Annotated in this window: 14 protein-coding genes; 9 read left to right on the top strand and 5 right to left on the bottom strand. The window is 61.6% G+C overall.

All coding sequences use genetic code 11. The features are described 5' to 3' along the window. Positions 1–59 precede the first annotated feature (59 nt). Positions 60–1,334 carry a Glu/Leu/Phe/Val family dehydrogenase gene (locus ACMGGW_RS11065; RefSeq protein ID WP_043143546.1) on the bottom strand — a complete coding sequence of 425 codons (1,275 nt, stop codon included), beginning with the start codon at positions 1,332–1,334 and terminating at the stop codon, positions 60–62. Positions 1,335–1,952: 618 nt separating this feature from the next. Between ACMGGW_RS11065 and ACMGGW_RS11060 the strand changes: the two genes are divergently transcribed. Continuing rightward, positions 1,953–3,410 (top strand): amino acid permease, encoded by a 1,458-nt coding sequence (locus ACMGGW_RS11060; RefSeq protein ID WP_025302876.1) that lies wholly within the window; start codon positions 1,953–1,955, stop codon positions 3,408–3,410. A gap of 110 nt (positions 3,411–3,520) precedes the next feature. Beyond that, entirely contained in the window at positions 3,521–4,141 is a 621-nt protein-coding gene (locus ACMGGW_RS11055; protein ID WP_016927684.1) for a helix-turn-helix transcriptional regulator, read from the top strand. A 67-nt stretch (positions 4,142–4,208) separates the two neighbouring features. Here the strand turns inward: ACMGGW_RS11055 and ACMGGW_RS11050 are convergent, their stop codons facing one another. Continuing rightward, positions 4,209–5,123 carry a LysR substrate-binding domain-containing protein gene (locus ACMGGW_RS11050; RefSeq protein ID WP_089196524.1) on the bottom strand — a complete coding sequence of 305 codons (915 nt, stop codon included), beginning with the start codon at positions 5,121–5,123 and terminating at the stop codon, positions 4,209–4,211. Between the two features lie 176 nt (positions 5,124–5,299). Between ACMGGW_RS11050 and ACMGGW_RS11045 the strand changes: the two genes are divergently transcribed. Further along, on the top strand, positions 5,300–6,076 hold the full coding sequence (locus ACMGGW_RS11045) for an SDR family NAD(P)-dependent oxidoreductase (RefSeq protein WP_043137268.1): 777 nt from the start codon (positions 5,300–5,302) through the stop codon (positions 6,074–6,076). Positions 6,077–6,252: 176 nt separating this feature from the next. On the opposite strand, the gene ACMGGW_RS11040 is transcribed toward ACMGGW_RS11045, so the two are convergent. After that, the gene (locus tag ACMGGW_RS11040) at positions 6,253–8,442 is read right to left on the bottom strand and encodes a TonB-dependent siderophore receptor (RefSeq protein ID WP_049204053.1); all 2,190 of its coding nucleotides are present in this window, start codon (positions 8,440–8,442) and stop codon (positions 6,253–6,255) included. A gap of 201 nt (positions 8,443–8,643) precedes the next feature. On the opposite strand from ACMGGW_RS11040, the gene fes reads away from it, so the two are divergent. The 4 genes from fes to entS are packed head-to-tail and all read left to right on the top strand — an operon-like array spanning position 8,644 to position 20,112. After that, positions 8,644–9,951: an enterochelin esterase gene (gene fes, locus ACMGGW_RS11035; protein WP_239662951.1), complete on the top strand. Its 1,308-nt coding sequence runs from the start codon at positions 8,644–8,646 to the stop codon at positions 9,949–9,951. A gap of 30 nt (positions 9,952–9,981) precedes the next feature. Then, positions 9,982–10,206 carry an MbtH family protein gene (locus ACMGGW_RS11030; RefSeq protein WP_049295632.1) on the top strand — a complete coding sequence of 75 codons (225 nt, stop codon included), beginning with the start codon at positions 9,982–9,984 and terminating at the stop codon, positions 10,204–10,206. Between the two features lie 51 nt (positions 10,207–10,257). Next, positions 10,258–18,768, top strand: coding sequence for a non-ribosomal peptide synthetase (locus tag ACMGGW_RS11025; RefSeq protein ID WP_197831993.1), 8,511 nt, complete (start codon positions 10,258–10,260; stop codon positions 18,766–18,768). Positions 18,769–18,828: 60 nt separating this feature from the next. Continuing rightward, a complete protein-coding gene (gene entS / locus ACMGGW_RS11020) occupies positions 18,829–20,112 on the top strand; it encodes an enterobactin transporter EntS (RefSeq protein ID WP_197831992.1) in 1,284 nt (427 codons plus the stop codon). A 4-nt stretch (positions 20,113–20,116) separates the two neighbouring features. Here entS and ACMGGW_RS11015 read toward each other — a convergent pair whose 3' ends face one another. Beyond that, a complete protein-coding gene (locus ACMGGW_RS11015) occupies positions 20,117–20,476 on the bottom strand; it encodes a winged helix-turn-helix transcriptional regulator (RefSeq protein ID WP_025302868.1) in 360 nt (119 codons plus the stop codon). Positions 20,477–20,578: 102 nt separating this feature from the next. Here ACMGGW_RS11015 and ACMGGW_RS11010 point away from each other — a divergent pair, with 102 nt between their 5' ends. Both ACMGGW_RS11010 and ACMGGW_RS11005 read left to right on the top strand, forming a co-directional pair. Continuing rightward, the gene (locus ACMGGW_RS11010) at positions 20,579–21,133 is read left to right on the top strand and encodes an NAD(P)H-dependent oxidoreductase (RefSeq protein ID WP_043137298.1); all 555 of its coding nucleotides are present in this window, start codon (positions 20,579–20,581) and stop codon (positions 21,131–21,133) included. A 92-nt stretch (positions 21,134–21,225) separates the two neighbouring features. Beyond that, positions 21,226–21,876 (top strand): LysE family translocator, encoded by a 651-nt coding sequence (locus tag ACMGGW_RS11005; RefSeq protein WP_072008229.1) that lies wholly within the window; start codon positions 21,226–21,228, stop codon positions 21,874–21,876. A gap of 15 nt (positions 21,877–21,891) precedes the next feature. Here the strand turns inward: ACMGGW_RS11005 and ACMGGW_RS11000 are convergent, their stop codons facing one another. Then, positions 21,892–22,668 (bottom strand): NAD(P)H-dependent oxidoreductase, encoded by a 777-nt coding sequence (locus ACMGGW_RS11000; RefSeq protein ID WP_049295628.1) that lies wholly within the window; start codon positions 22,666–22,668, stop codon positions 21,892–21,894. Positions 22,669–22,728 lie beyond the last annotated feature (60 nt).

Raw genomic sequence — 22,728 nt, 5'->3', positions numbered from 1 at the left:
AAAAAGGGGGCTTTCGCCCCCTGAAACAATGGCCCGCTCGCAGGCCAAATAAGCCGGCATCAACCTGGGTAGATGCCGCGCTCTTTACGTGCGGTCAGGATGCGCTCACAAGCCACGATGTAAGCCGCGGTGCGCAGGCTGCACTCTTTCTCTGCGGCCTTGTTCCAGACGTGGACCATCGCGTCGGTCATGATCTTGTCCATACGCTCGTTGATCTCGGACTCGCTCCAGAAGTAGCTCGCCATGTCCTGAACCCACTCGAAGTAACTGACCGTTACGCCGCCGGCGTTACAGATAACGTCCGGAACTACGGTGATGTTACGGGAGCGCAGAATGTCGTCCGCTTCTGGGAAGGTTGGGCCGTTAGCCCCTTCCAGCACCAGCTTGGCGCTGAGGATTTCGGCGCGCTGGCGGGTGATCTGGCCTTCCAGCGCCGCAGGGATCAGGATGTCCATGTCAACCGACCAGAACGCTTCGCTCTCGATCTCGCTGGCACCCGGGAAGCCGGCGATCTGCTTGTGCTTGGCCTGGTATTCGGTCAGCGCGACCAGATCGATACCGTTGGCGTTGAACAGGGTAGCGGAGTGGTCCTGGATGGTGACGACGCGAGCGCCGACGCCGACGAACAGACGGGCCGCTTCGCTGCCCACGTTACCGAAGCCTTGTACCGCCACTTTGGCGCCTTCGATCTGCACGCCCAGACGCTTGGCCACTTCGCTGCCGGTGACGAACACGCCGCGGCCGGTCGCTTTCTCACGGCCCAGGGAACCGCCGAGGTGGATTGGCTTGCCTGTCACTACGCCGGTGATGGTGGTGCCGTGGTTCATGGAGTAGGTATCCATCATCCAGGCCATCACTTTGGCGTTGGTGCCGACGTCCGGCGCAGGGATGTCTTTCTGTGGCCCGATGATGAAGCCGATTTCGCTGGTGTAGCGGCGGGTCAGTCGCTCCAGTTCACCTTCAGACAGTTTGAACGGATCGACGCGGATGCCGCCCTTGGCGCCGCCGTACGGCAGGTTGACCGCGGCACACTTGATGGTCATCCAGGCGGACAGGGCCATCACTTCGTTCAGATCGACGTCAGGGTGGAAGCGGATACCGCCTTTACCCGGCCCGCGCGACAGGTTGTGCTGTACGCGGAAACCTTCGAAGTGACGGATGGTGCCATCGTCCATCTGCAGCGGGATATCAACAATCAAAGCGCGTTTAGGGTGACGCAGCGTATCAACCCAGCGTGAGAGGTCGCCGAGGTAAGGGGCGACGCGATCGATTTGTTGCAGATATGTAGCCCAAGCGGTGGTGCTGCTGTCTGAAGCGTAGGATAGCTTTTCCATAACCAACCTTTATATTTTAGAGGTATTTATTTCGTTTAACCGTGGATTAGCAAGCGCATAACACTTTGCGACGCTAAATTTACCACTAATTATGCCGGTTGTTAGCCCCCCTCTCATCGGGCCAGCGGACGGTTTTTCGCCGCCTGCAGGGCGGCAAATGAATAGTTAATTACTTTTTGTCGACGGTGAGCGAGTTCATGCATATTTTATGCATATAAAGCGCATAAAACCCCTTTTTATCTATTTTTCAGAAGCTTGAATGTGATCAAAAAGTTTCATTTTATTTAACTGCCATGTTGACAATGGCATTTCCCCTCGCCAGAGTTAAATTAATGTTAAAACGACTCCGGCGTCGTTTTTTTGTTGCACAAGGGAAAGTATAACCATTTGATATTGTAGTGTTTACCCACCACGCTCAGGCTATGTTCGCCAAACGTGGGCGATACGACGGCTCACGAGAGCATTTTCTCGGTACCCATTATTATTACCTCCCTGTCACAACAGGGCGGGCAGCGTTCGGTCTCACTTTTTTGCCGGTTAGAACGCCCACGGGCGTTTCACTCCTGCTGCAGCCGCATATCGGTTGCTTAATCGCCTTAATGACGGACAGGTAACACCATGACAAAAAATCACTGCGATCGGCTGAACCCAGGTTCAGCCGAGGGGCCAAACTGTGCCCAAACCTTGCAGCGCGGGCTGAGCGCGCGCCACATTCAACTGATTTCGATCGGCGGCGCCATCGGCACCGGGCTGTTTATGGGCGCTGGGAAAACCCTCGCGCTGTCGGGCACCTCCATCGTACTGACTTACGCCATCGTCGGCTTTTTCATGTTCATGGTCATGAGGGCGATGGGGGAGCTGCTGCTCACGCGGCTCGATTACCGTTCGTTCGCCGATTTCGTCTCCGAATACCTGGGGCCGCGCGCCAGCTTTTTTCTCGGCTGGTCCTACTGGCTGAGCTGGGTCGTGACCTGCATTGCCGACGTGGTGGTGTGCGGCGGCTACGTGCAGTATTGGCTGCCTAACGTCTCGCCCTGGTTGCCAGCGCTGCTGACGCTGGGGTTTCTGTGTCTGTTCAACATGCTGTCGGTCAAGATGTTCGGCGAAGCCGAATTCTGGTTTGCGATGATCAAGGTGGTGGCGATCGTCGCGTTGATCGCCACCGGCGCCTGGATGGTGTTCAGCGGATGGACCTCGCCGGACGGCGTGACCGCTTCGCTGCATAACGTCACCGATCCCGCCATTTTCATGCCGCACGGCATCTTCGGCTTTTTCGCCGGGTTCCAGATCGCCATTTTCTCCTGTACCGGCATCGAGCTGTTGGGCACGATGTCGGCGGAGACCAAAAACCCGCAGAAGGTGTTGCCGAAGGCGATCAACGCGATCCCGGCGCGCATCATCGTCTTCTACGTGTGCTCGATGCTGACCATTATCGCCGTCACCTCGTGGAGCCACATCTCGCCGGACAGCAGCCCGTTCGTGATGCTGTTCGATCGGGCGGGGCTGCCGGCTGCCGCCGCGGTGATCAACTTCGTGGTGCTGACTTCGGCGATGTCCTCGGCCAACAGCGGGGTGTATTCCAGCACCCGCATGCTGTACAGCCTGTCGATGGAAAAGCACGCCCACGGTCAGTTCCGCATTCTGTCTCGCACCACGGCCATTCCGATCCGCAGCCTGCTGTTTTCCTGCTTCTGCATGGTGGCCGGCACCTTGCTGCTGATACTGGTGCCGAACGTCATGACGCTGTTCACCATCGTCTCTACCGTGGCGGCAATCCTGGTGGTTTACAGCTGGGGCATGATTTTGGTCGCCTACCTGGTGTATCGCCAGAAGCGACCGGATCTGCACGCCGATTCCAATTTCAAAATGCCAGGCGGGGTCGCGATGGCCTGGCTGACGCTGGCATTCTTCGCCTTTACGCTGGTGCTGATGGTGTTCGATAGCGAGACGCTGATCGCGCTGTGCAGCATGCCGCTGTGGTTTACCACGCTCGGGCTGATCTGGCGCTATCGGGTCCGCGACAGCGTGGCGCGCGAGAGCTACGTGTTTTATCGGCGTGGCGCCGAGGCGGAATAACCGGCAAAGGATACGCCGCTTGCCGCCGCTCCACTCGGCAAGCGGCGGCAACTGCGGTATGCTAAGCGGCTGAACAGCAAACCAAACCGGGCCATACGGAGACCCCCAGCGTGCCGAACTCTTCTTCTCAACTCGAACTTTTGCGCTCGGTCGCTGACGGCATCGCGGCGCTGTTTTTCCCGAATGCGGAAGTGGTGATCCACGATCTGGCCACCAACAAGATTGCCTATCTGGCGAACAACCTGTCGAAGCGCAAACCGGGCGACGACGCCGGGCTGGAAGACTTCGAGCTCGATGGCGGCGCCGGCGTGACCGGCCCCTATGAGAAGCTGAACTGGGACGGCAAAAAGATGCGTTCGGTGAGCATTGCCGCACGCGACGAACAGGGCAAGCCCAGCTATCTGCTGTGCATCAACCTGAGCACCGCGATGTTCGAGGACGCCCGCAACGCGCTGGACATGTTCCTGTCGGTCACGCGATTGCAACCTCAGCCACAAGAGCTGTTCAAAGACGACTGGCAGGAGAAGATCAACACTTTCCTGCACGATTGGCTGCGGCGCGAAAACGCCGCGCTCGGCGCGCTGAGCCGCGAACAAAAACGGCGACTGGTCAGCGATCTCTACCATCAGGGCGCGTTCAAGGCCAAAAGCGCCGCGGACTACATCGCCAATGTGCTGTCGATGGGGCGCGCCACGGTGTACAAGCACTTGCGGGAATTGAAGCAGGAGTAAAGGCGGCGGGAAAGGGCACGACGCCCCAGGGCGAATGCCGAGGTAGCGCAATAGCTGCGATGATCGTTTATGAACGGTCTGAGACGACGTCCTGAAGAAGCCAGTCGTGGAAAATTTTCACTTCATCACGCATGACATGTTGCTGCGGGGTGACCAGATAGTAGGACCATCTAAGTGGCCAGCGATGGTCGGGATGGAGATGAACCAACTGCTCGGTCTCGATAAGCTGCTTTACCAGAGCGTTTCGAACGATGGCCACGCCCCTGCCGCTCAGCGCCGACAGGATCACTGCTGAAGTAGAATTGATATGCAGCCCGCTTTCCCGCGTTTCGGGCGCACCGACCGCTCTCAGTACATCACCCCATGATGGAAAATCCGCACCAGGATGCGGCGTGTCATCGTGAATGAGTTTTTGCGTGGCGAGCCATTCACTGCAGGCCATTTTCTCGGGGGGAGCCAGGCGTGGACTGCAGACCAGCACGGCTTCCTCATCCATTAGCCAGGTTTTACTCACGCCGGGCCACTCTCCCTGTCCACAGCGAATGCCGATATCAGCCTCGCCATACGACACGTCCATCAGCTTTTCCGTGACGTTAAGCCGCAGATCGATATTCTCATGCGTTTCCGCAAACCGGTTCAGGCGGTCCATCAGCCAGTTCATCATCAGTACCTGGGACGCCGTCACCACGACCACCGAGCGTGACCGGCGACCACGAAGCTTACTTAAACCGGTTTCCAGTTTATCGAGACCCTGAGTGATATCTTGTAGGGCCTCCTGCGCTTCGTCTACCAGCGTCAGCCGCTCCTTGCCGGAACGGGTGCGGTGAAGAAGCGGGTGTCCGACCCAGTCTTCCAGCGAACGGACCAACTGACCTACGGCGGCGGGTGTGACACCCAGCTCCTGTGCCGCGCCGGTAAAACTGCCATGCCTGGCGGTGGCTTCAAAAGCGTGCAGCCATTTAAGTCGGTTTAACGATCGCATTGTGATCATCCTGATTCATTCTTTTCCTCAGTATACGCCGGCGAGAAAGATTTTCTTTCCTGTGTCGCAATTTCTTCTCAGTCGTCAATCGGTTTTCAGGGTGGCAATCTGGTTTCACACGATGAGAAGCCAGGCTTCTTATTAATGACAACCAGATGAATGTAAAGAGGTTAGCGATGAATACATCTTTTGCTGGCAAAAAACTGTTAGTGGTCGGCGGTACAAGCGGTATGGGCTTCGAAACGGCGAAGCGGGTCCTGAAAAGCGGCAGCAGCGTGGTGCTTGTTGGCCATCGTCAGGACAAAGCCGAGCAGGCCCGTCAGGCGCTGGCTGCAGACGGCCAGGTTTCCGTCATCGTTGCAGACCTGATGAAAGAAGAAGGTCTGCAGCATGTAGTGAACATCATTAACGCCGAACACAAAGATATCAGCCTGCTGGTCAATGCGGCTGGCGTGTTCTTCCCGAAACCGTTTACAGAACATGAAGCGTCAGACTATGACATGTACATGAGCATTAACCGCGCCACGTTTTTTATCACCCGCGACGTAGTGCGCAATATGGTCGAGGCCGATATCAAAGGCGCTATCGTCAATATTGGCTCTATGTGGGCACGACAGGCCATCGGTGCCACACCGTCTTCAGCCTACTCAATGGCCAAAGCCGGTCTGCACGCGCTGACCAAAAACCTGGCTATTGAACTGGGTGAAAAAGGGATCCGTGTGAATGCGGTTTCTCCAGCTGTCGTTCACACGCCGATTTATGAGGGCTTCATTCCGAAAGACGACGTCAAGGATGTGATGAACAGCTTCGACAGCTTTCATCCGATCGGACGCGTGGGTTCACCGGTCGACATCGCGGAAACCATCACTTTCCTGCTTTCTGACAAGACTGGCTGGGTGACCGGCGCTATCTGGGATATCGATGGCGGCGTGATGGCGGGGCGTAACGCCTGATGACCATGCCGCACGAGTTAACCCGCGTGCGGCATGGGGATTGGACAAAGGCGTGGGTTGCAAGGGGCAGCATCTTACGGCCCCTTGCTCATTTTCATTTATCGCCCGAAAACGTCATCAATACCTTCAGAAAAACGCTAACTGACAGACATTACGATGTTGGCCACCCCTTTTTGTTACCAGCGGTAGTTGACCGAAGCGATGATGCTGCGGCCGCTGCCGTAGAAGCAGGCGTACTCGCCGCTGCAGGATGAGACGTATTTCTTGTCCGTCAGGTTCTGCACGTTGAGCTGGAGCGCCGCACCGCGCAGCGCCGACGAAGCCTGGCCGAGGTCATATTTCACCATGGCATCGTACAGCGTGTAGTGCGGCACGTCGTACTGGCCGGTGGCGTCGGCCGGCGCATCGCCGATGTAACGCACGCCGCTGCCGACGGTCAGGCCGTTCAGCGCACCGCTCAGGACGCTGTAGCTGCCCCAGGCGGAGGCCGCGTGGCGCGGGATGCCCGCCGGGCTGTGGCCAATTTCATCCGCCGAGTTGGAGTCTTTGGTCACTACGTCGGTGTAGGTATAAGCGGCGGTCAGCGTGATCTCCGGCGTAGGCTGAGCGTGCACTTCCGCCTCAATCCCTTTGGATTTCACCTCACCGATCTGCTCGTAGGCGGAGGTGAGACGGTTATAAGACGCCACATTGCGCTGGGTAATGTCGAACCAGGAGAGGGTCAGTAGGGTGTTGCCGCCCGGGATCTGGTACTTCACGCCCACCTCGGTTTGCTTGCCGGTGGTCGGCTTGAGCGGATCGGCGCCCGCGGCACTTGGGTACAGGTTAGGATCGAACGAGGTACTGTAGCTGACATACGGTGAAATGCCGTTGTCGAAGGCGTAGAGCAGGCCCGCGCGGCCGGTGAACTGGGCATCGTTATAGGTCTGCTCTTTGCCGCCGCTGGTGCGATCGCGGGTGTTGACCTGCGACCAGTCCTGACGGCCGGACAGCAGCAGGTTCCAGTTATTCCACTCCAGCTGGTCCTGCAGATACACCCCGACCTGATTCAGCGTCTTCAAATCGCTGGAAGCCAGCGCCAACGTGCTGCCATCGATGCTGGGGCGAACCGGGTTGGCCCAGTCGATCGGGTAATCGTTACCGCGATCGCGATACATCTTCGAATCGATATGGCTGTAGCGGTAATCCAACCCGCCCAGCACCGTGTGCTTCACCTCGCCGGTGTCGAACAAACCCTTCAACTGGTTATCCACGCCAAACTCGTTGGTCATCTGCGTTTCATGCTGCGCCATGCGGGTGACGGTGTGGTCGTTGACCGTCGAGTTTACGTTATAAACCAGATATTTATAGTCTTCATCACGGTGGGTGAAGCGCAGGTTCTGGGTAAACGACAGCGCATCGCTGAAGTTATGCTCGAGGCTGTAGCCGATCGACGCCTGTTCGCGCCGCGACTTGTTGAAGCTGGGTTCGCTGACGTTGAAGTCGTAAGGCACGTAGCCCGCGCTGGTCGGGAACAGCGTGCCGGAACGCGGCAGGAAGTTACGCGATCCGGCTTTCGGATCGTTCTGGTAGCTGGTCAACAGCGTAAAGCTGGTATCTTCGTTCGGCAGCCAGGTGAAGGCCGGGGCGATGGCCACCCGTTGCTGCTTGCTGTCTTTGACAAACTCATGTTCGGTTCGGGCGATACCGTTCAGGCGGTAGAACAGGGTGTTGTCGTCGTTAAGTTTGCCGCCAAAATCAAACGCCGTTTCCGCCAGATGGCGGTTGCCGGTGCTGAATTTCACCTCGTGAATGCTCTGGGCGGTAGGGCGCTTGCTGGTCATCACCACCACGCCGCCGGGGCTGACCTGGCCGTACAGCACGCCGGCCGGGCCGTGCACCATCTCCACGCGCTCCAACAGCCAGGGATCGATCTGCCCGGCGCCGCCATTTTGGCTCGAGAGGCCAAAGTGCAGGCCGTCGAGCAGCTTGGGCGCATAACGGAAGCCGCGGCTGATCACTTCGTCATTGCGGTTGGAGTTGCCGCGGTAGGTGGTGATCACCCCGCTGGTGTAGTTCAATGCGTCGGCGACCGACGCCGGCTCCTGGTCGTTCATCTGCTCGCGCGTGACCACCGAGATGGCCTGCGGCGTCTTACGCAGAGCGGTGGCGGTCTTGGTGCCAGCGGCGCTCTCTTTAGCGACGATCCCTTTGGCCGGTGCGGTCACGCTGTTTTGTGCGTCGGCGGTCACCAGAATCGTCTCGTCCGCTGCGGCGGACGCGTGTGGCGCGAAGGGCAGTAAGGCCAGCGCCGATCCCAGCAACAGACGCTTGGCGGACATCGCCTCCGCGTTCGCGTTTTCTATCCCTTTGTTTTTAATCTTCATTATCTCTCCTGAATACCTACTTTTGTGTGTCATGCCACCCTGATAAACCCCGAAATGCCGACAAGCGGTCTTGTCCCGTCGACGTGGAGACGTCGTGTTTGCACGACGGTAAAAATCCGACAAATAGTATTGAAAATGATAATGAGTATCAATACGATTGTCAGGTTTTGTAAAAGACACTCATGTTATGTAAGGGGCGCTATGGAGTTTTTGCCGGAAAAGAGGCCAGAAAACGGTCGTGAGGGATTGGCGGCGCAGTGGCTGCGTGAAGAGGCGGCAGGGCAATCCGCGTGGTGGCAGAAGGTTGCCGCTCAGGGCACGCCTGTCGTCGAACCGCACGATGACAGTCACGTCAAAATGACCTGGCTATGGCGCGATCCCGCCGGCGATGAACGGCACTCGCCGATATGCCGCGTTTACGCCGATATCAACGGCATTACCGATCACCACAGCACGTCCCCCAGCGGCCTGACCCGGCTCCCCGGCACCGACGTTTGGTACGGCTCGGCCGTAGTCGATCGCCGCTGGCGCGGTAGCTACAGCCTGATCCCCATTACCGACCGGGATCTTCCCCCCGCATTCAGCGACGACGAAACGTTGCGCGACCGCCAGCAGCGTGCCTGGTGGGTATCGCTGTCCCCGTTGGCGATTGCCGATCCGCTGAATCGTCTCTCGTTGGGACCGTCTCATCGCCCGCGGCCCGTATCCCTGGCGCAAGGGCCGGATGCCGACGATCAAAGCGCCTGGCAGGCCGTCGATCGGCCACTGGAGGAGGCGCGGCTGCAGCTTTTCCAGTGGCAGAGCGAACGGCTGGATAACCAGCGGCGAGTTTGGCTGTATGCCAGCGGCGACGCGGCGATGAAAGCGAATCGCCCGCTGGTGCTGCTGCTCGATGGCCAAAACTGGATCGAAAAGCACGCGCTGTTGCCGGTGATCGAGCACGAAACCGCACAAGGGCACCTGCCGGCCGCATGTTGGCTGCTGATCGATGCGATCGACGGCGAACACCGGGAAAACGAGCTGCCTTGCAACGCCGCGTTTTGGCAGGCGGTGATCGACGAACTGTTGCCGCAGGCGCAGCGGCGCGAACCGTTCAGCGAGGCAGGGGCGCGCACCGTCGTCGCCGGCCAGAGCTACGGCGGGCTGGCGGCGTTATATGCCGGGTTGCACTGGCCAGAGCGCTTCGGCCACGTGCTGAGCCAGTCCGGCTCCTTCTGGTGGCCTACGGTGCAATTCGTTACCCAGTTCGAAAAACGCCACGAACTGGAGGAAGGCTGGCTGATACGCCAGGTTCGGCAACGCAGCGCAGCGGCAGCCACGCTCACCGTAATTCAGCAAGCCGGCGATCGGGAGGCGGACATCGAATTCGTCAATCGCCAGATGCATCAGGCGCTGACGGCGGCAGGGCACCGCGCCGAATACCGCGTGTTTTCCGGCGGGCACGATGCGCTCTGCTGGCGCGGTGGCCTGGTGGACGGCGTGCGCCAACTGCTTTCCGCGATGGAATAACCCACACATTTTGACAGACAGGTAAGGCAAATGACTCAGGAACAACAAAACCCGTTCGATGACGAAAATCTCCGTTTCTCCGTGCTGATCAACGCGCAACAGCAATATTCGCTGTGGCCGCAGTTTGCCGATACGCCGCAGGGATGGCGCGTGTTGATGGGGCCGGCGTCACGCGGTGAATGCATCGACTACATCGAAACGCACTGGCAGGACATGCGGCCGGCGGCGCTGAAAGCGGCGGATGCGGCGCGTTAAGCGCCAGGCAGCCACATCGATACATTCCGTTTGAGGGAAAGGACAGACACCATGTCAGAAACGCTTTCTTTACCGGATACTCAGGTCGAGTATCGGGATTATCCGCTGGTTGCTGCGCAACCGGGGATCTGGATCGCCGACCAAATCGCGCTGCGGCGTAACAGCTTCGCCGTGGCGCACTACACCGAATTGCACGGCGCTATCGATCGTTCGGCGCTGGAGCGCGCGATCCGTCAGGGGCTGGCCGAAGCGGATACGGTTCAGGCGCGGTTCTTTGAGGCGCAGGACGGCCAGCCGGTGCAGCGTCTCCCGTTGATAGCCGACCCTGCGCGCGTACAGGCGCCGGAGTGGTTCGATTTCAGCGCGCAGCCGGACGCCGAACAGGCGGCGCTGGCGCTGATGAACGACGATCTGGCGCAGGATTTGCCTGCGGACGGCGAACGGTCGCTTTATCGCCATGCGATAATCCGCGTCAGCGCCGATCGTTGGTTTTGGTACCAGCGCTTTCATCATCTGACCCTGGACGGCTTCAGTTTCGAAGCCATCACCCGCCGGATCGCCGATATCTATCGCGCGCTGCGCCACGGGCTGTCGCCGGTGTCCTCGCCGTTTACCCCGTTCGGCAAGGTAGTGGAAGAGTTTCAGCAATGGCAAACGTCGCCCGCACGTGAGCGGGCGGCCGAATTTTGGCGCCAGCATCTGCGCGAACTGCCGTCGCCGCTGTCATTATCGACGGAAAGCCGGGAGGTTGAACCGGGCGCCCGGCCGCTCAAACAGGTGCTGGTGCTGCCGGAGTCACTGTTTGACGAAGCGCTGCGCGACGACGCGTTGCAGGCGCTGCAACCGGCCGACATCGTCACGGCGGCGCTGGCGATGTATCTGGCGCGCATGAGCGGCGAAACCCGCTTCTCAGTCGGTTTTCCTTTCATGCGGCGGATGGGGTCGCAGGCGCTGGCGGCGGTCGGCCCGGTGGTCAACGTGCTGCCGCTGCTGCTGAACGTGACGCCGGAGCTGTCGCTGGCGGACGTCTGCCAGGCCGTCGTGGCGGAGATCAAGCAGGCGCGCCGCCATCAACGCTATGAGGCGGAGCAGATCAAGCGCGATCTCGGCCTGGTCGGTGGCCATCAGGAACTGTACGGGCCGGTGATCAACGTCAAGGTCTACCACAGCGCCTTGTCGTTCGACGGCCAAGCGGCCGTTACCCATACGCTGGCGATGGGGCCGGTCGATGACCTGGAGTTTGAGATCGGCTTTCGCAACGGCGTGCTGACGCTGTCTCTGGTCGCCAACCCGGCCAAATACTCGCCGCGCACCTTGCATCATCACGCGGAGCGCATCGGCCATTGGCTGCAGCAGTTGGCGCGACAGCCGCACCAGCCGAACGCTCAACTGGCGCTGATCGGCGAAGGGGAGCTAAGGCAACTCGCGGCCTGGGGGCGCGGCGCCGATCTGACGCCGCCGACGGGCATGGTGTCAATCTTGGATGCGTTCCAGCGCCAGGTTGAGCGCCAGCCTGAGGCATTGGCGGTGGCCTGCGGCGACGAGCGCCTCAGCTACCGGCAGCTCTCCGAACGGGTGATGCAGTTGGGGCGAGTGCTAATCGAAAGCGGCATCGGCGCTGAAGACGTGGTGGCCATCGGCATTCCGCGCTCGGTGGACACGCTGGTCGCGCTGTTCGGCGTGTTGGCCAGCGGCGCGGCCTATATGCCGCTCGATCTGGATTACCCGCGTGAACGCCTGGCGCTGATGTGCGACGACGCGCGGCCGGTAATGTTGCTGACCCACCGCGCGACGCAGCTCAATATGCCGGATCTGCCGCAGGTATTGTGCCTGGACGACGCAGCGTGCCTGGCGCGCTGCGCGGCTGCCGAGGCGACGCCGATAACGGACGACGAACGGCGTGCGCCGCTGAACGAGGCGCATCTGGCCTATATGATTTACACCTCCGGTTCGACCGGCAAACCCAAGGGCGTGATGTCCACGCACCGCGGGCTGCTGAACCTGTTCCTGTCGCACCAGGCCTCTCTGTTTGGCCCGGCGATCGAAAAATTCCAGGCTCGCCACGCGCGCCGCTTGCGCGCCGGCCATACCGCCTCGTTTTCTTTCGACTCCTCCTGGGAACCGCTGTTCTGCATGATGATGGGCAGCGAACTGGTTATCTTCGACGAGGAGCTGCGCCGCGACCCCTGGGCGCTTCTGGAACAAACCCAACAGACGCCGATCGATCTGCTGGACATCACGCCGTCATTCTTCTCGCAACTGGTGGACTGCGGCCTGCTGAAGGGGCAGTTCCCGCTGCCTGCGTTCGTGATGATCGGCGGTGAGGCGGCGACGCCGACGCTGTGGAACCTGATGCAGCAGCATCCGGAGGTGGAGATCCACAACTATTACGGCCCGTCCGAATATACCGTCGATACCCTGGGCGCGCCGGTCACGGCCGCCGATCAGCCGGTGATCGGTCGCCCCCTCGCCAATACCGCCGTCTGGCTGCTCGACAGCCGCCTGCAGCCGGTGCCGATCGGCGCGGCGGGCGAGCTGTACATTTCCGGCAAAGGCATCGCGCGCGGTTACCTGCGGCGCCCGGATCTGACGGCGGCGCGCTTTGTCGCCAACCCGTTCGCCGAAGGCGAGGTGATGTACCGCAGCGGCGATCTGATGCGCTGGAGCGCGGAGGGTCAGCTGGTATTCATTGGCCGTACCGATCACCAAATCAAGGTGCGCGGCTTCCGCGTCGAGCTGGGTGAGGTGGAAAGCGCCTTGGCCGCCTTGCCGGACGTGGGGCGGGCGGTGGTGATCGCCGAGCCGATCGGCGCCACCTATCGTTTGATCGGTTACTGCTCGGTGCAGGATGACGCGCGTCGCGCTTCGCCAACGTTGCAAAGCGAGCTGCTGGGGCAATTGGCGCAGCGTCTGCCGGATTATATGGTGCCGGCGATCCTGGTGGTGATGCCGGAGCTGCCGCTTAACGTCAACGGCAAGATTGACCGTCAGGCGCTGCCCAAACCGCAGGAAACGCTGGCGCAAAGCATTCGCGAGCCGGCCACCGAACAGGAAAGGCTGATTTGCGGCGCCATGGCGCAGCTGCTGGGGATGGATCGCGTCGGTGCCGACGACGATTTCTTCGCGCTCGGCGGCGACAGCATCTCGGCGATGGGGCTGGGTACCGCCCTGCGGCGCAAAGGGTATCTGCTGCGGCCGCGCGAGATCTTCGCGCTGCACACCCCCGCGCGCATGGCGCAGGCGATGCAGCCGCTGGCCATAGACTCTCAGGCTACACGCAGCGTACAGCAAGGCCCGATCGACGGGCTGCCGATCCTGCACTGGTTTGCCGAGACGGGCGATATGCATCGCCGCTTCGCGCACGGCGTTTTCCTGCGTGTACCTGCCGAGCTGCAGCCGCAACAGCTGCGTTATGCGTTGGAACAGCTGCACACGGCACACCCGGCGCTGGGCGCGCGGATCCGCGACGGTCAGTTGGTGGTTGAAACTGCCGCCGCCGGTGAACTGATGCAGGTTAATACCGTGTCCGGTGAGCTGGAATCAGCGGCAGAACAGGCGTTTGATGCCGCGCTTGACCATCTCGATCCGGCGGCCGGCGCCATGATGCAAGCCATCCTGCTGCAGCGCGACGAGCAGAGCCTGGGGCTGGTGCTGGCGATCCACCATCTGGTGGTCGACGGCGTTTCCTGGCGCATCTTGCTCGACGAACTGCGGCAAGTGGCCGACAGCGCCATGCAGGGGCAGCCGATCATGCTGCCGCCGGAAGAAACCTCGCTCTATGAGTGGTCTGCACGCCTACGAGCCGACGTCGAACGCCGCGAAGCCGAGCTGCCGTTCTGGCGGCAGATGCTGGCGGACGACGTGCCGCGTTTGGGCCGGCGCGCGCTGGATCCGCAGACCGATCGCCTCGCCTCGGTGAGCGAACGGCGCACGCTGATCGACAGCCGGCTGACCGCCGCGTTGCTCGGCACCTTGCCGCAGAACTATCGCGCCCAGGTTGAAGAGATCATGCTGTGCGCGCTGGCTCAGGCCTGTCGCCAGCGTTTCCAGGCCGCTTCGCTGCGTTTCTCTCTGGAGTCGCACGGCCGCGCCGAACTGGACGACGGCCTCGATCTGGCCCGCACCGTCGGCTGGCTGACGGCGGAGTATCCGCTGCGCATCGAACTGCATGACGCTGAGCACAATGAGGCCGTGCGCGCGGTGAAACGGGCGACGCGTGCGGTAGCCGATCGCGGCATCGGTTACGGCCAGCTGCGTTATCTGCATCCGCGGCGTGACGAACTGGCGGCGCTGGCGCAGCGCAATGCGCCGGAGATTTTATTCAACTACCTCGGGCGCTTCAGCCAGGACGAGGGGAACTGGGCGCCGCAACGCAGCCAAACCCGCTTCCGCGACGCCTTCGCCGTGGCGCAGGATGCGCAGCAGGCGCTGTCGTATGGCCTGGAGGTGAATATCTTTGTCGAAGAGCGGCGCGACGGCGCCTGCCTGGCGATCAACTGGAGCTGGCTGGAGGGGATTTTCAGCGAGAGCGACATTACGCAGCTGCACAGCGACATCGAGCAAGCGGTGCGTGCACTGTGCGAATTTGCCGAACGGCATCCCGATCGCGCGGCGGCAACGTTGGTGGCGGCCGAGATCGCCCAGCCGGGCGCCGACGATGAGGCGGTGCGCGCCTGGGAGCGGGAGTGCGGGCCGTTAGCCGCGGCGCTGCCGCTGTTGCCGTTGCAACACGGCCTGCTGTTCCATGCACAGACGGCGCAGCAGGGCGGCAGCTATAACTCGCTGACGCGCCTGAGCCTCTGCGGAGAATTGGACGTACATCGCCTTCAGCAGGCGCTGGATGCGGTGATCCGCCGCCATCCGCAGCTGGCCGCCCGATTCAACCGCGAGGGCGAACCGCTGCAGCTGATACCGCAGGAAAGCCATTGGCCGCTGGACAGCCACAGGCTGCTGCCGCTGTCCGACGAGCAAGAAATGCAGGCGCTGAATGAGCTGGAGCAGAAAGAGCTGCAGCGCGATCTGTTCAACCAGCCGGGCGCAATGTTGCATGCGCTGTGGGTCAAACACGGCGATAGCGAACGCCACACGCTGTTCCTCAATGCCCATCACTTGATCGTCGACGGCTGGTCGACGCCGGTAGTGCTCAACGATCTGATGCTGGCCTTGCGTGAAGGCGAGCAGGCGCTGCCGACGCTGCGTTCGAACTACGCCGATATCGTGCGCCGCCTGACCGCGCGGGATGCTGAAGCTTCGCGCCGCATCTGGCGTGATACGCTGCAGGATGTGCGCCCAACGTTGCTGTTCGGTGAAGTGCAGGACGATCGCGTGCATGAGCTGGAAATGACGCTGCCGCCGGCCGAGGAAAGACGCTTGCTGACCCTGTGCCGCGAACGCGGGTTGACGCTCAATACCGTGATGCAGGGCATTTGGGCGCTGCAGCTGGCCAGCTATTGCGGCCATCAGGACGTGGTGTTCGGCTCGCCGGTTTCCGGCCGCTTTGGCCAGATAGAAGGGGTCGAGGAACACGTTGGCCTATTCAGCAACACGCTGCCGGTGCGGGTTCGTCTGCAGCATGACCGTTCGTTGACGGAACAGCTGACCGAACTGCAGCACCGGCAGATTGAACTGCTGGAGCACGACGATTTGGGGTTGGGGGAGATCCAGCACCTGGCCGGGGCGGGCACGCTGTTCGATACGCTGTTGGTGGTAGAGAACTACCCGGACAACGACGCTCTGCTGGGCGGCGAAGGGTCGCTGCGCTGCGACGCCATCCGCAACAAAGGCTATACCCACTATCCGCTGACGCTGTTGGTGCTGCCGGGCGAACGTCTGCGCCTGTTGATGGAGTACCGCGCCTCGGTGCCGCAGCCTGAGCGCTTCGCCGCGCGGCTGATGGCGCTGCTGCAACAGTGGATCGCCCAGCCGGATCTGCCGCTGCCGCGCTGGCAGTTGCAAACCCCGCAGGAACAGGCGCTGATCGCGGCGGTCAACCGCACCGGACAGGCGGTGGCGGACACCACCTTGCATCAGGCGATCGCCGATCAAGCGCGGCGCACGCCGGAACGCATCGCGCTGCAGGATGCCGGGCACAGCCTCAGCTACCGTGACATGCAGCGCCAGGCCGCGCTGTTGGCCGAGCGGCTGACGGCGGCCGGCATTCAGCCGGGCGATATTGTCGCGGTGGCGTTACCACGCTCCGTGCGCCTCAGCCTGGCGCTGACGGCGATTGTGCAGACCGGCGCCGCCTGGTTGCCGCTGGACACCGGCTACCCGGACGAGCGGTTGGCCTACATGGTGGAGGACGCCAAACCACGGTTGATTATCACCGAAAGTGCGTTGGACGCCCGCTTTGCCGCACTGGCGCCGACGCTGCGGTTCGATGTGCTGGACGACAGCGGGCGCGAACCAGCGCCGCGCCCACCGGCGGGGAATGGCGATTATCCCGCCTACGTGCTGTATACCTCCGGCTCTACCGGGCGGCCGAAAGGCGTGGTGGTGAACCACCGGGCGATCGTCAACCGCCTGTTCTGGATGCAGCACGAGTATGCGCTCGATGCGCAGGACGTGGTCTTGCAGAAAACGCCGTGCAGCTTCGACGTTTCCGTCTGGGAGTTCTTCTGGCCGCTGATGGTCGGCGCGCGCCTGGTGATGGCGCCGCCGGAGGCGCACCGCGATCCGCAGGCGCTGACGACGTTGATCGACGACTATGGCGTGACCACGCTGCATTTCGTTCCATCCATGTTGGCTATCTGGGTGGAGGCCTTGAACGAGCGGGCGCCACAGCGCGCCGCCGCCAGCCTGAAACGCGTGTTCTGCAGCGGCGAAGCGCTGTCGTGTGAACTGGCCTCCCGCTATCAGGCGTTGGTTACCGCGCCGCTGCACAACCTGTATGGCCCGACGGAGGCGGCGGTCGATGTCACCTATCAACCGGCGTCCGGCGCGGCATTGGCGGCGGTGAACGGCGCCGGCGTGCCGATCGGCAAACCGGTCTGGAACACCCAACTGAGCATTCTCGACGCCATGCTGCGGCCGGTACCCGTCGGCTGCGCCGGCGATCTCTACCTGCGCGGCATTCAGTTGGCCGATGGTTATCTGCATCGGCCGGGATTGACGGCGCAGCGGTTTGTCGCCGATCCCGCCGGCAACGGCGCGCGCATGTATCGCACCGGCGATATCGCCCGCTGGCTGGAAGACGGCAGCGTCGAGTATTTGGGCCGCAGCGACGATCAGCTGAAGATCCGTGGCCAGCGTATCGAGCTGGGTGAAATCGAGCAGGCGCTGCTGGCACAGCCGGGGGTAGCGCAAGCGGCGGTGCACGCCATCGAACTGGGCGAGGGCGCGACGGGGCTGGGCGGGGCCGATATGCGCCAGCTGGTTGCCTGGCTGATCGCCCAACCGGGCGTGACGCTGGATACCGGCGCGCTGCATCAGGCGCTGGAGCAACGTTTGCCGGCGCACATGATGCCGGTCAGCTATGTCATGACCGACAGCTTCCCGCTCAGTGCCAGCGGCAAACTGGATCGCAAGGCATTGCCACGGCCGCAGCTGAGCCACCAGAGCGGCCGCACGCCGGAGAGCGACAGCGAGCGCCTGCTGGCAGCGCTGTTCGGGGAACTGCTGGGGCGTGAGACGGTGTATGCCGACGACGACTTCTTCGCGCTGGGCGGCCATTCGCTGCTAGCGATGCGTCTGGCGGCGGAGCTGCGTCGGCGCGTCCCTCGGCCACTGAGCGTCGGGCAAATCATGTTTGCCCGTAGCCTAGAGAAGATGGCGCACCTGCTCGATGACGCACAGGCCGCCAACTCGGCCGAGAGCCGTGGCGTCGGCGAGTGCCTGCAGCTGCGGGCGGGTCAAGGCCCCGCGCTGTTCTGCCTGCATCCGGCTTCCGGTTTCGCCTGGCAGTACTCGGGGCTGAGCCGTTATCTGCCAGGGAACTACCCGATCATCGGCCTACAGTCGCCAAGGCCGGATGGCGCTATCGCCACCTGCGAGGACATTGAGCAGATGGTCGATCGTCATCTGGCCAATCTGCGCCGCCTGCAGCCGCAGGGACCTTATTACCTGCTGGGCTATTCGCTCGGCGGCACGCTGGCGCACTCGATGGCCGCGCGCCTGCAGCAGCAGGGTGAAGAGGTGGCGTTCCTCGGCATGCTGGATACCTATCCGCCGGAAGGCCAGGATTGGACCGGCCCCAGCGAGGAGGACGCGCAGAAAGAGGTGGCGCAGGAGCAGGCCGAGTTTATGGCGGAAGATCATGGCGATCCGGCGCTGATGGCGGAGAAGGCGGCGATGTTCGACAGCATCGTCGCCAACTACCGCGATGCGGTGCGCATTCTGTCTCAGGCGCGCAGCCGGCGCTTCCACGGCACGGCAACGCTGTTTGTCGCCGACCAGACGCTACCGCCGGAGATGGATATCGACGCCGTGTGGGCGCCGTATCTGGATGGATTGATCTGCCATCATCAGCGCTGCGAACACGCGGACATTCTGTCGCCGGCCTCGCTGGAGACGCTTGGGCCGCTGTTGCATTCGCTGCTGACGCGGCAATACGGGTTGGTATAACGCAACCGGGCCGGGGGGCGTGCGTCCCGGCCCGCACTAAAACATGACATGCAGGACACTATGGCCAGACCTTCTTTTTTTCTTGATTTCAGTTTGCTGAGAAGCAATGCGCATTTTCGCGCGATTTTCTGCGCCCGCATGCTGTCGGTGTTTTCCCTCGGCATGTTGGCGGTGGGGGTGCCGATTCAGATCCAGGCGATGACCGGATCCACGTTGCAGGTGGGCGTGGCGGTGGCGCTGGACGGCGTAGGTATGTTTATCGGCCTGATGCTGGGCGGGGTGCTTGCCGATCGCTACGATCGCCGCAAGCTGATCCTGTTTGCGCGCGGCACCTGCGGGCTGGGTTTTGTCGTCCTGAGCCTGAACGCCTTCGCCCCGGCACCGTCGCTGTGGGCGCTCTACCTGCTGGCGGCCTGGGACGGCTTCTTCGGCGCGCTGGGTATGACGGCGCTGATGGCGGTGATCCCGCTGCTGGTCGGGCGTGAAAACCTGGCGGCAGCAGGGGCCTTGAGCATGGTGACGGTGCGCATCGGCGCGATCCTCGCACCGGCGCTGGGCGGGATTATCATCGTGTTCGGGGGTGTCGGTCTCGCCTTCGCCGTCGCGGCGGCAGGGACGCTGGGCACCCTGGTCCCGCTGGTGCGCTTGCCGACGCTGCTGCCGCAGCAGCAGGAGCCGGAACACCCGCTGCGTGCGCTCGCCAGCGGCTTCCAGTTTGTCTGGCGCAATAAGGTGGTCGGCTCGGTGGTGCTGCTGGGGATGCTGATGAGCATCGTCGGCGCCGTCAGGGTGCTGTTCCCGGCGCTGGCGCAGGACGCTTACCACGTTGGCGCGTCCTCTATCGGCCTGATGTACTCCGCGGTGCCGCTCGGTGCGATGCTGGGCGCGCTGACCAGCGGCTGGGTGGGGCGATACGCTCGCCCTGGCGTGCTGATCCTGATCGCCGCTATCGTCGCGTTCACCGCCATCGCGTCACTGGGGCTGTTCAGCCACCTGGCGCCGGCGCTGCTGGCGCTGGTGTGCTACGGCTACGCCAACGCTATCGCCTCACTTCTGCAGTTCATGCTGATCCAGAGCAACACGCCGGATCATTTGCTGGGACGGGTGAACAGCCTGGGCACCGCGCAGGACGTGACCGGCGACTCGATCGGTGCGCTGGGGCTCGGCGTACTGGGCAGGGTATTCACCCCGTTGATGAGCGTGCTGTCGTTTGGTGCATTCGCCGCCTTGTTGGGCGTGCTGGTGGCTTTCAGCGTACGCACGCTGCGCCAGTGCCGGCCGGCGGACGCGTTGGTTGAGCACGACGATCCCGCTCCGGCAACCTCAGCGGCGGCGGACAACTAACCCCTCAGGGCACCGGCTGTTCCGGCCGGTGCTGTTCCCCCCAGTTACACATCATGTCGATCACCGGGATCAGCGAACGCCCGCGTTCGGACAGGCTGTACTCCACCTTGGGCGGGATCTGCGGATACTCCTTTCTCACCACCAAGCGATCTTTTTCCAGCTCTTTCAGCGTCGAACTCAGCGTTTTGTACGAAATGGTGCCGATGCAGCGCTGCAGCTCGTTGAACCGCAATACTGGCTTATACAGCGCCAGCCAGTAGAGAATAATCATTTTATATTTGCCGTTGATCACCGACAGGGTGTAGCCATAGCCGGTGTCTTCGAGACTGATGCCCGTTGGGCTGCAGTGAGATTCGGCGGTCATTTTATACTTTCTCCAAGGTAAGTATGTGTCGTGAGTGTGCGTATTTTACATTCTGTCAGCATACCCTAAGATGCGTCGAAACACCTGACTGGAGAAATCAGTATGAAAACCTTGGTGATCGTGGCCCATCCCGATATGGCGAACTCGGTGGTTAACAAACGTTGGCTGGAGGAACTGCGTCGCTATCCGGAGCGGTATACCGTGCACGAATTGCATCAGGCCTATCCGGACTGGCAGATCGACGTCGCCAAAGAACAGCAGTTGATTGAAGCGCATGACAACATCGTGCTGCAGTTCCCGATTTACTGGTTCAGCAGCCCGCCGCTGCTGAAAAAATGGCTGGACGACGTGCTCACTTACGGCTGGGCCTACGGTTCCCGCAGCGGCTATAAGATGCAGAACAAGAAACTGGCGCTGGCGGTCACGGCGGGCGTGCGTGCAGAAGATTACGCGCGTGAAGGGCGTTATCGCTACTCGCTGGAGGAGATCTTCCGGCCGTTTGAAGTGACCGCCGATTACGTGCGGGCTGATTATGCCTCGTTCTTTGCCTTTTACGGCAAGGAAGCCGCTTCGGACGGGACGGTGGAACCGCTGCAATCCCACGAATTGGATAGCAGCGCGCAAGGCTATCAGGCATTTCTCGCCGCCCTGAGTTAACGACACTCCCCGGATGCGTCTGATAGTGCTGTTGCGAATGTCCGGGGAGGAATATGATTGCCGTATCCTTTGACTCGCCGGTGATAACCCCCATGCCTTCAGCCGAAACGTTTATTGCTTTTCTTGTTGCACTCACCCTTCTGGAACTCTCTCCCGGACCGGACATGATGCTCACGCTGGCCCGGGGTATCGGCCAAGGCCGTCGCATCGCGCTGCTCAATGTTTTCGGCATGGTTTTTGTCGCCGGTATGGTGCAGGTTTCCATGCTGGTGCTCGGCCTCGCCACGCTGTTGCATAGTTATCCGCTGGCGTTGGACGTATTGCGTTGGGTTGGGGCCGCCTATCTGGTCTGGCTGGGGATAAAAATGCTGAAGGTAAGCCGGCAGCGTTCCGATGCCGTGCTGAAACCCCGGATGATGACCGGGTGGCAGGCGGTGAAAGAAGGGGCAATTAACAGCCTGACCAACCCTAAGTCGCTGCTGTTCATGTTTGCTTTCCTCCCGCAGTTTGTTAACCCTGAAACCGGGCCGGTTTGGTTGCAATTGCTCGTTTTAGGTTCCATTCAGAAGCTGGCCGGGATCCTTTCGCTGGGCTCTGTCGCTATGGCCTCCGGCACCGTGGGGCAATGGCTCGCCCGCAATCCTCGGTTGTTGGTGTGGCAGCAGAGATTTACGGGCTTGGTCATGATGGGATTGGGCGCCAAACTCCTCCTCGGGGGCGGCGCTGCGTCAGCGCCGCGATAAGAGGAGCGGTTCGCGCTATTTCAGGTGAATGCTAAAACCGTCTTGCCCCGGCGCGAGATGTGCTTTCAGCGTCAGCTGCGGGATCAGGTAGTCACCGGCGTTCTGCCGCCGAAACGGAATCGGCTCAGTGTGCCACAGATTATCGAGCCGCTGTCCGAGCTGTTCACACAGGGCGGCGAAGCGCGTCTCGTCGGTCTTTCCGGCACGATAGGTGACAAACGGCGGTAACACCTCCAATCCCGGGTAATACAGTATGCCGTGCTGGATCGGAAACAGGATATCGTCGATCGGCCCGTTAATGCCGCGCGGGGCGTAATGGGATTCCCAGCCACCGGCGCTGACGATCAGCATCGCCCGTTTGCCCGCCAACATACCCTCGCCGTAACGGTCGCCCCAATGCGTATCGGAATGCTCACCGACGCCATAGGCAAAACCATAGGCATAGACACGCTCGAACCAGCCTTTCAGAATCGCCGGCATCGAGAACCACCACAGCGGAAACTGCAACAGCACCGCGTCCGCCCAGCGCAATTTTTGCTGCTCCCGTTCGATATCGGCGCTCTGCACGCCGTTGGCAAACGCACGCTGGGAATCCAGCGAAGGATCGAAACGGGGCCCTGATGCGCCTTCCAGGCTGTCGTTGGCGTCAAGTGCCGCTTTCCACTTCATGGCGTACAGATCGGACACCTGTACCTGATGACCGGCCTGCGTCAGACGCTCAACGGCGAAGTTTTTCAGTGAGCCGGTCAGCGACTGCGGCTCCGGGTGGGCGTAAACAATCAGCACATTCATAGCAACTCTCCTTGGGGTGAGAGCTGCAGGTTAGGGCGTCACAAGGTATATTAGAAATGA

The organism is Serratia sp. BNK-4 (assembly GCF_048685115.1).
Lineage (GTDB): Bacteria > Pseudomonadota > Gammaproteobacteria > Enterobacterales > Enterobacteriaceae > Serratia > Serratia bockelmannii.
This window is presented reverse-complemented; position numbering and strand designations above follow the sequence as displayed.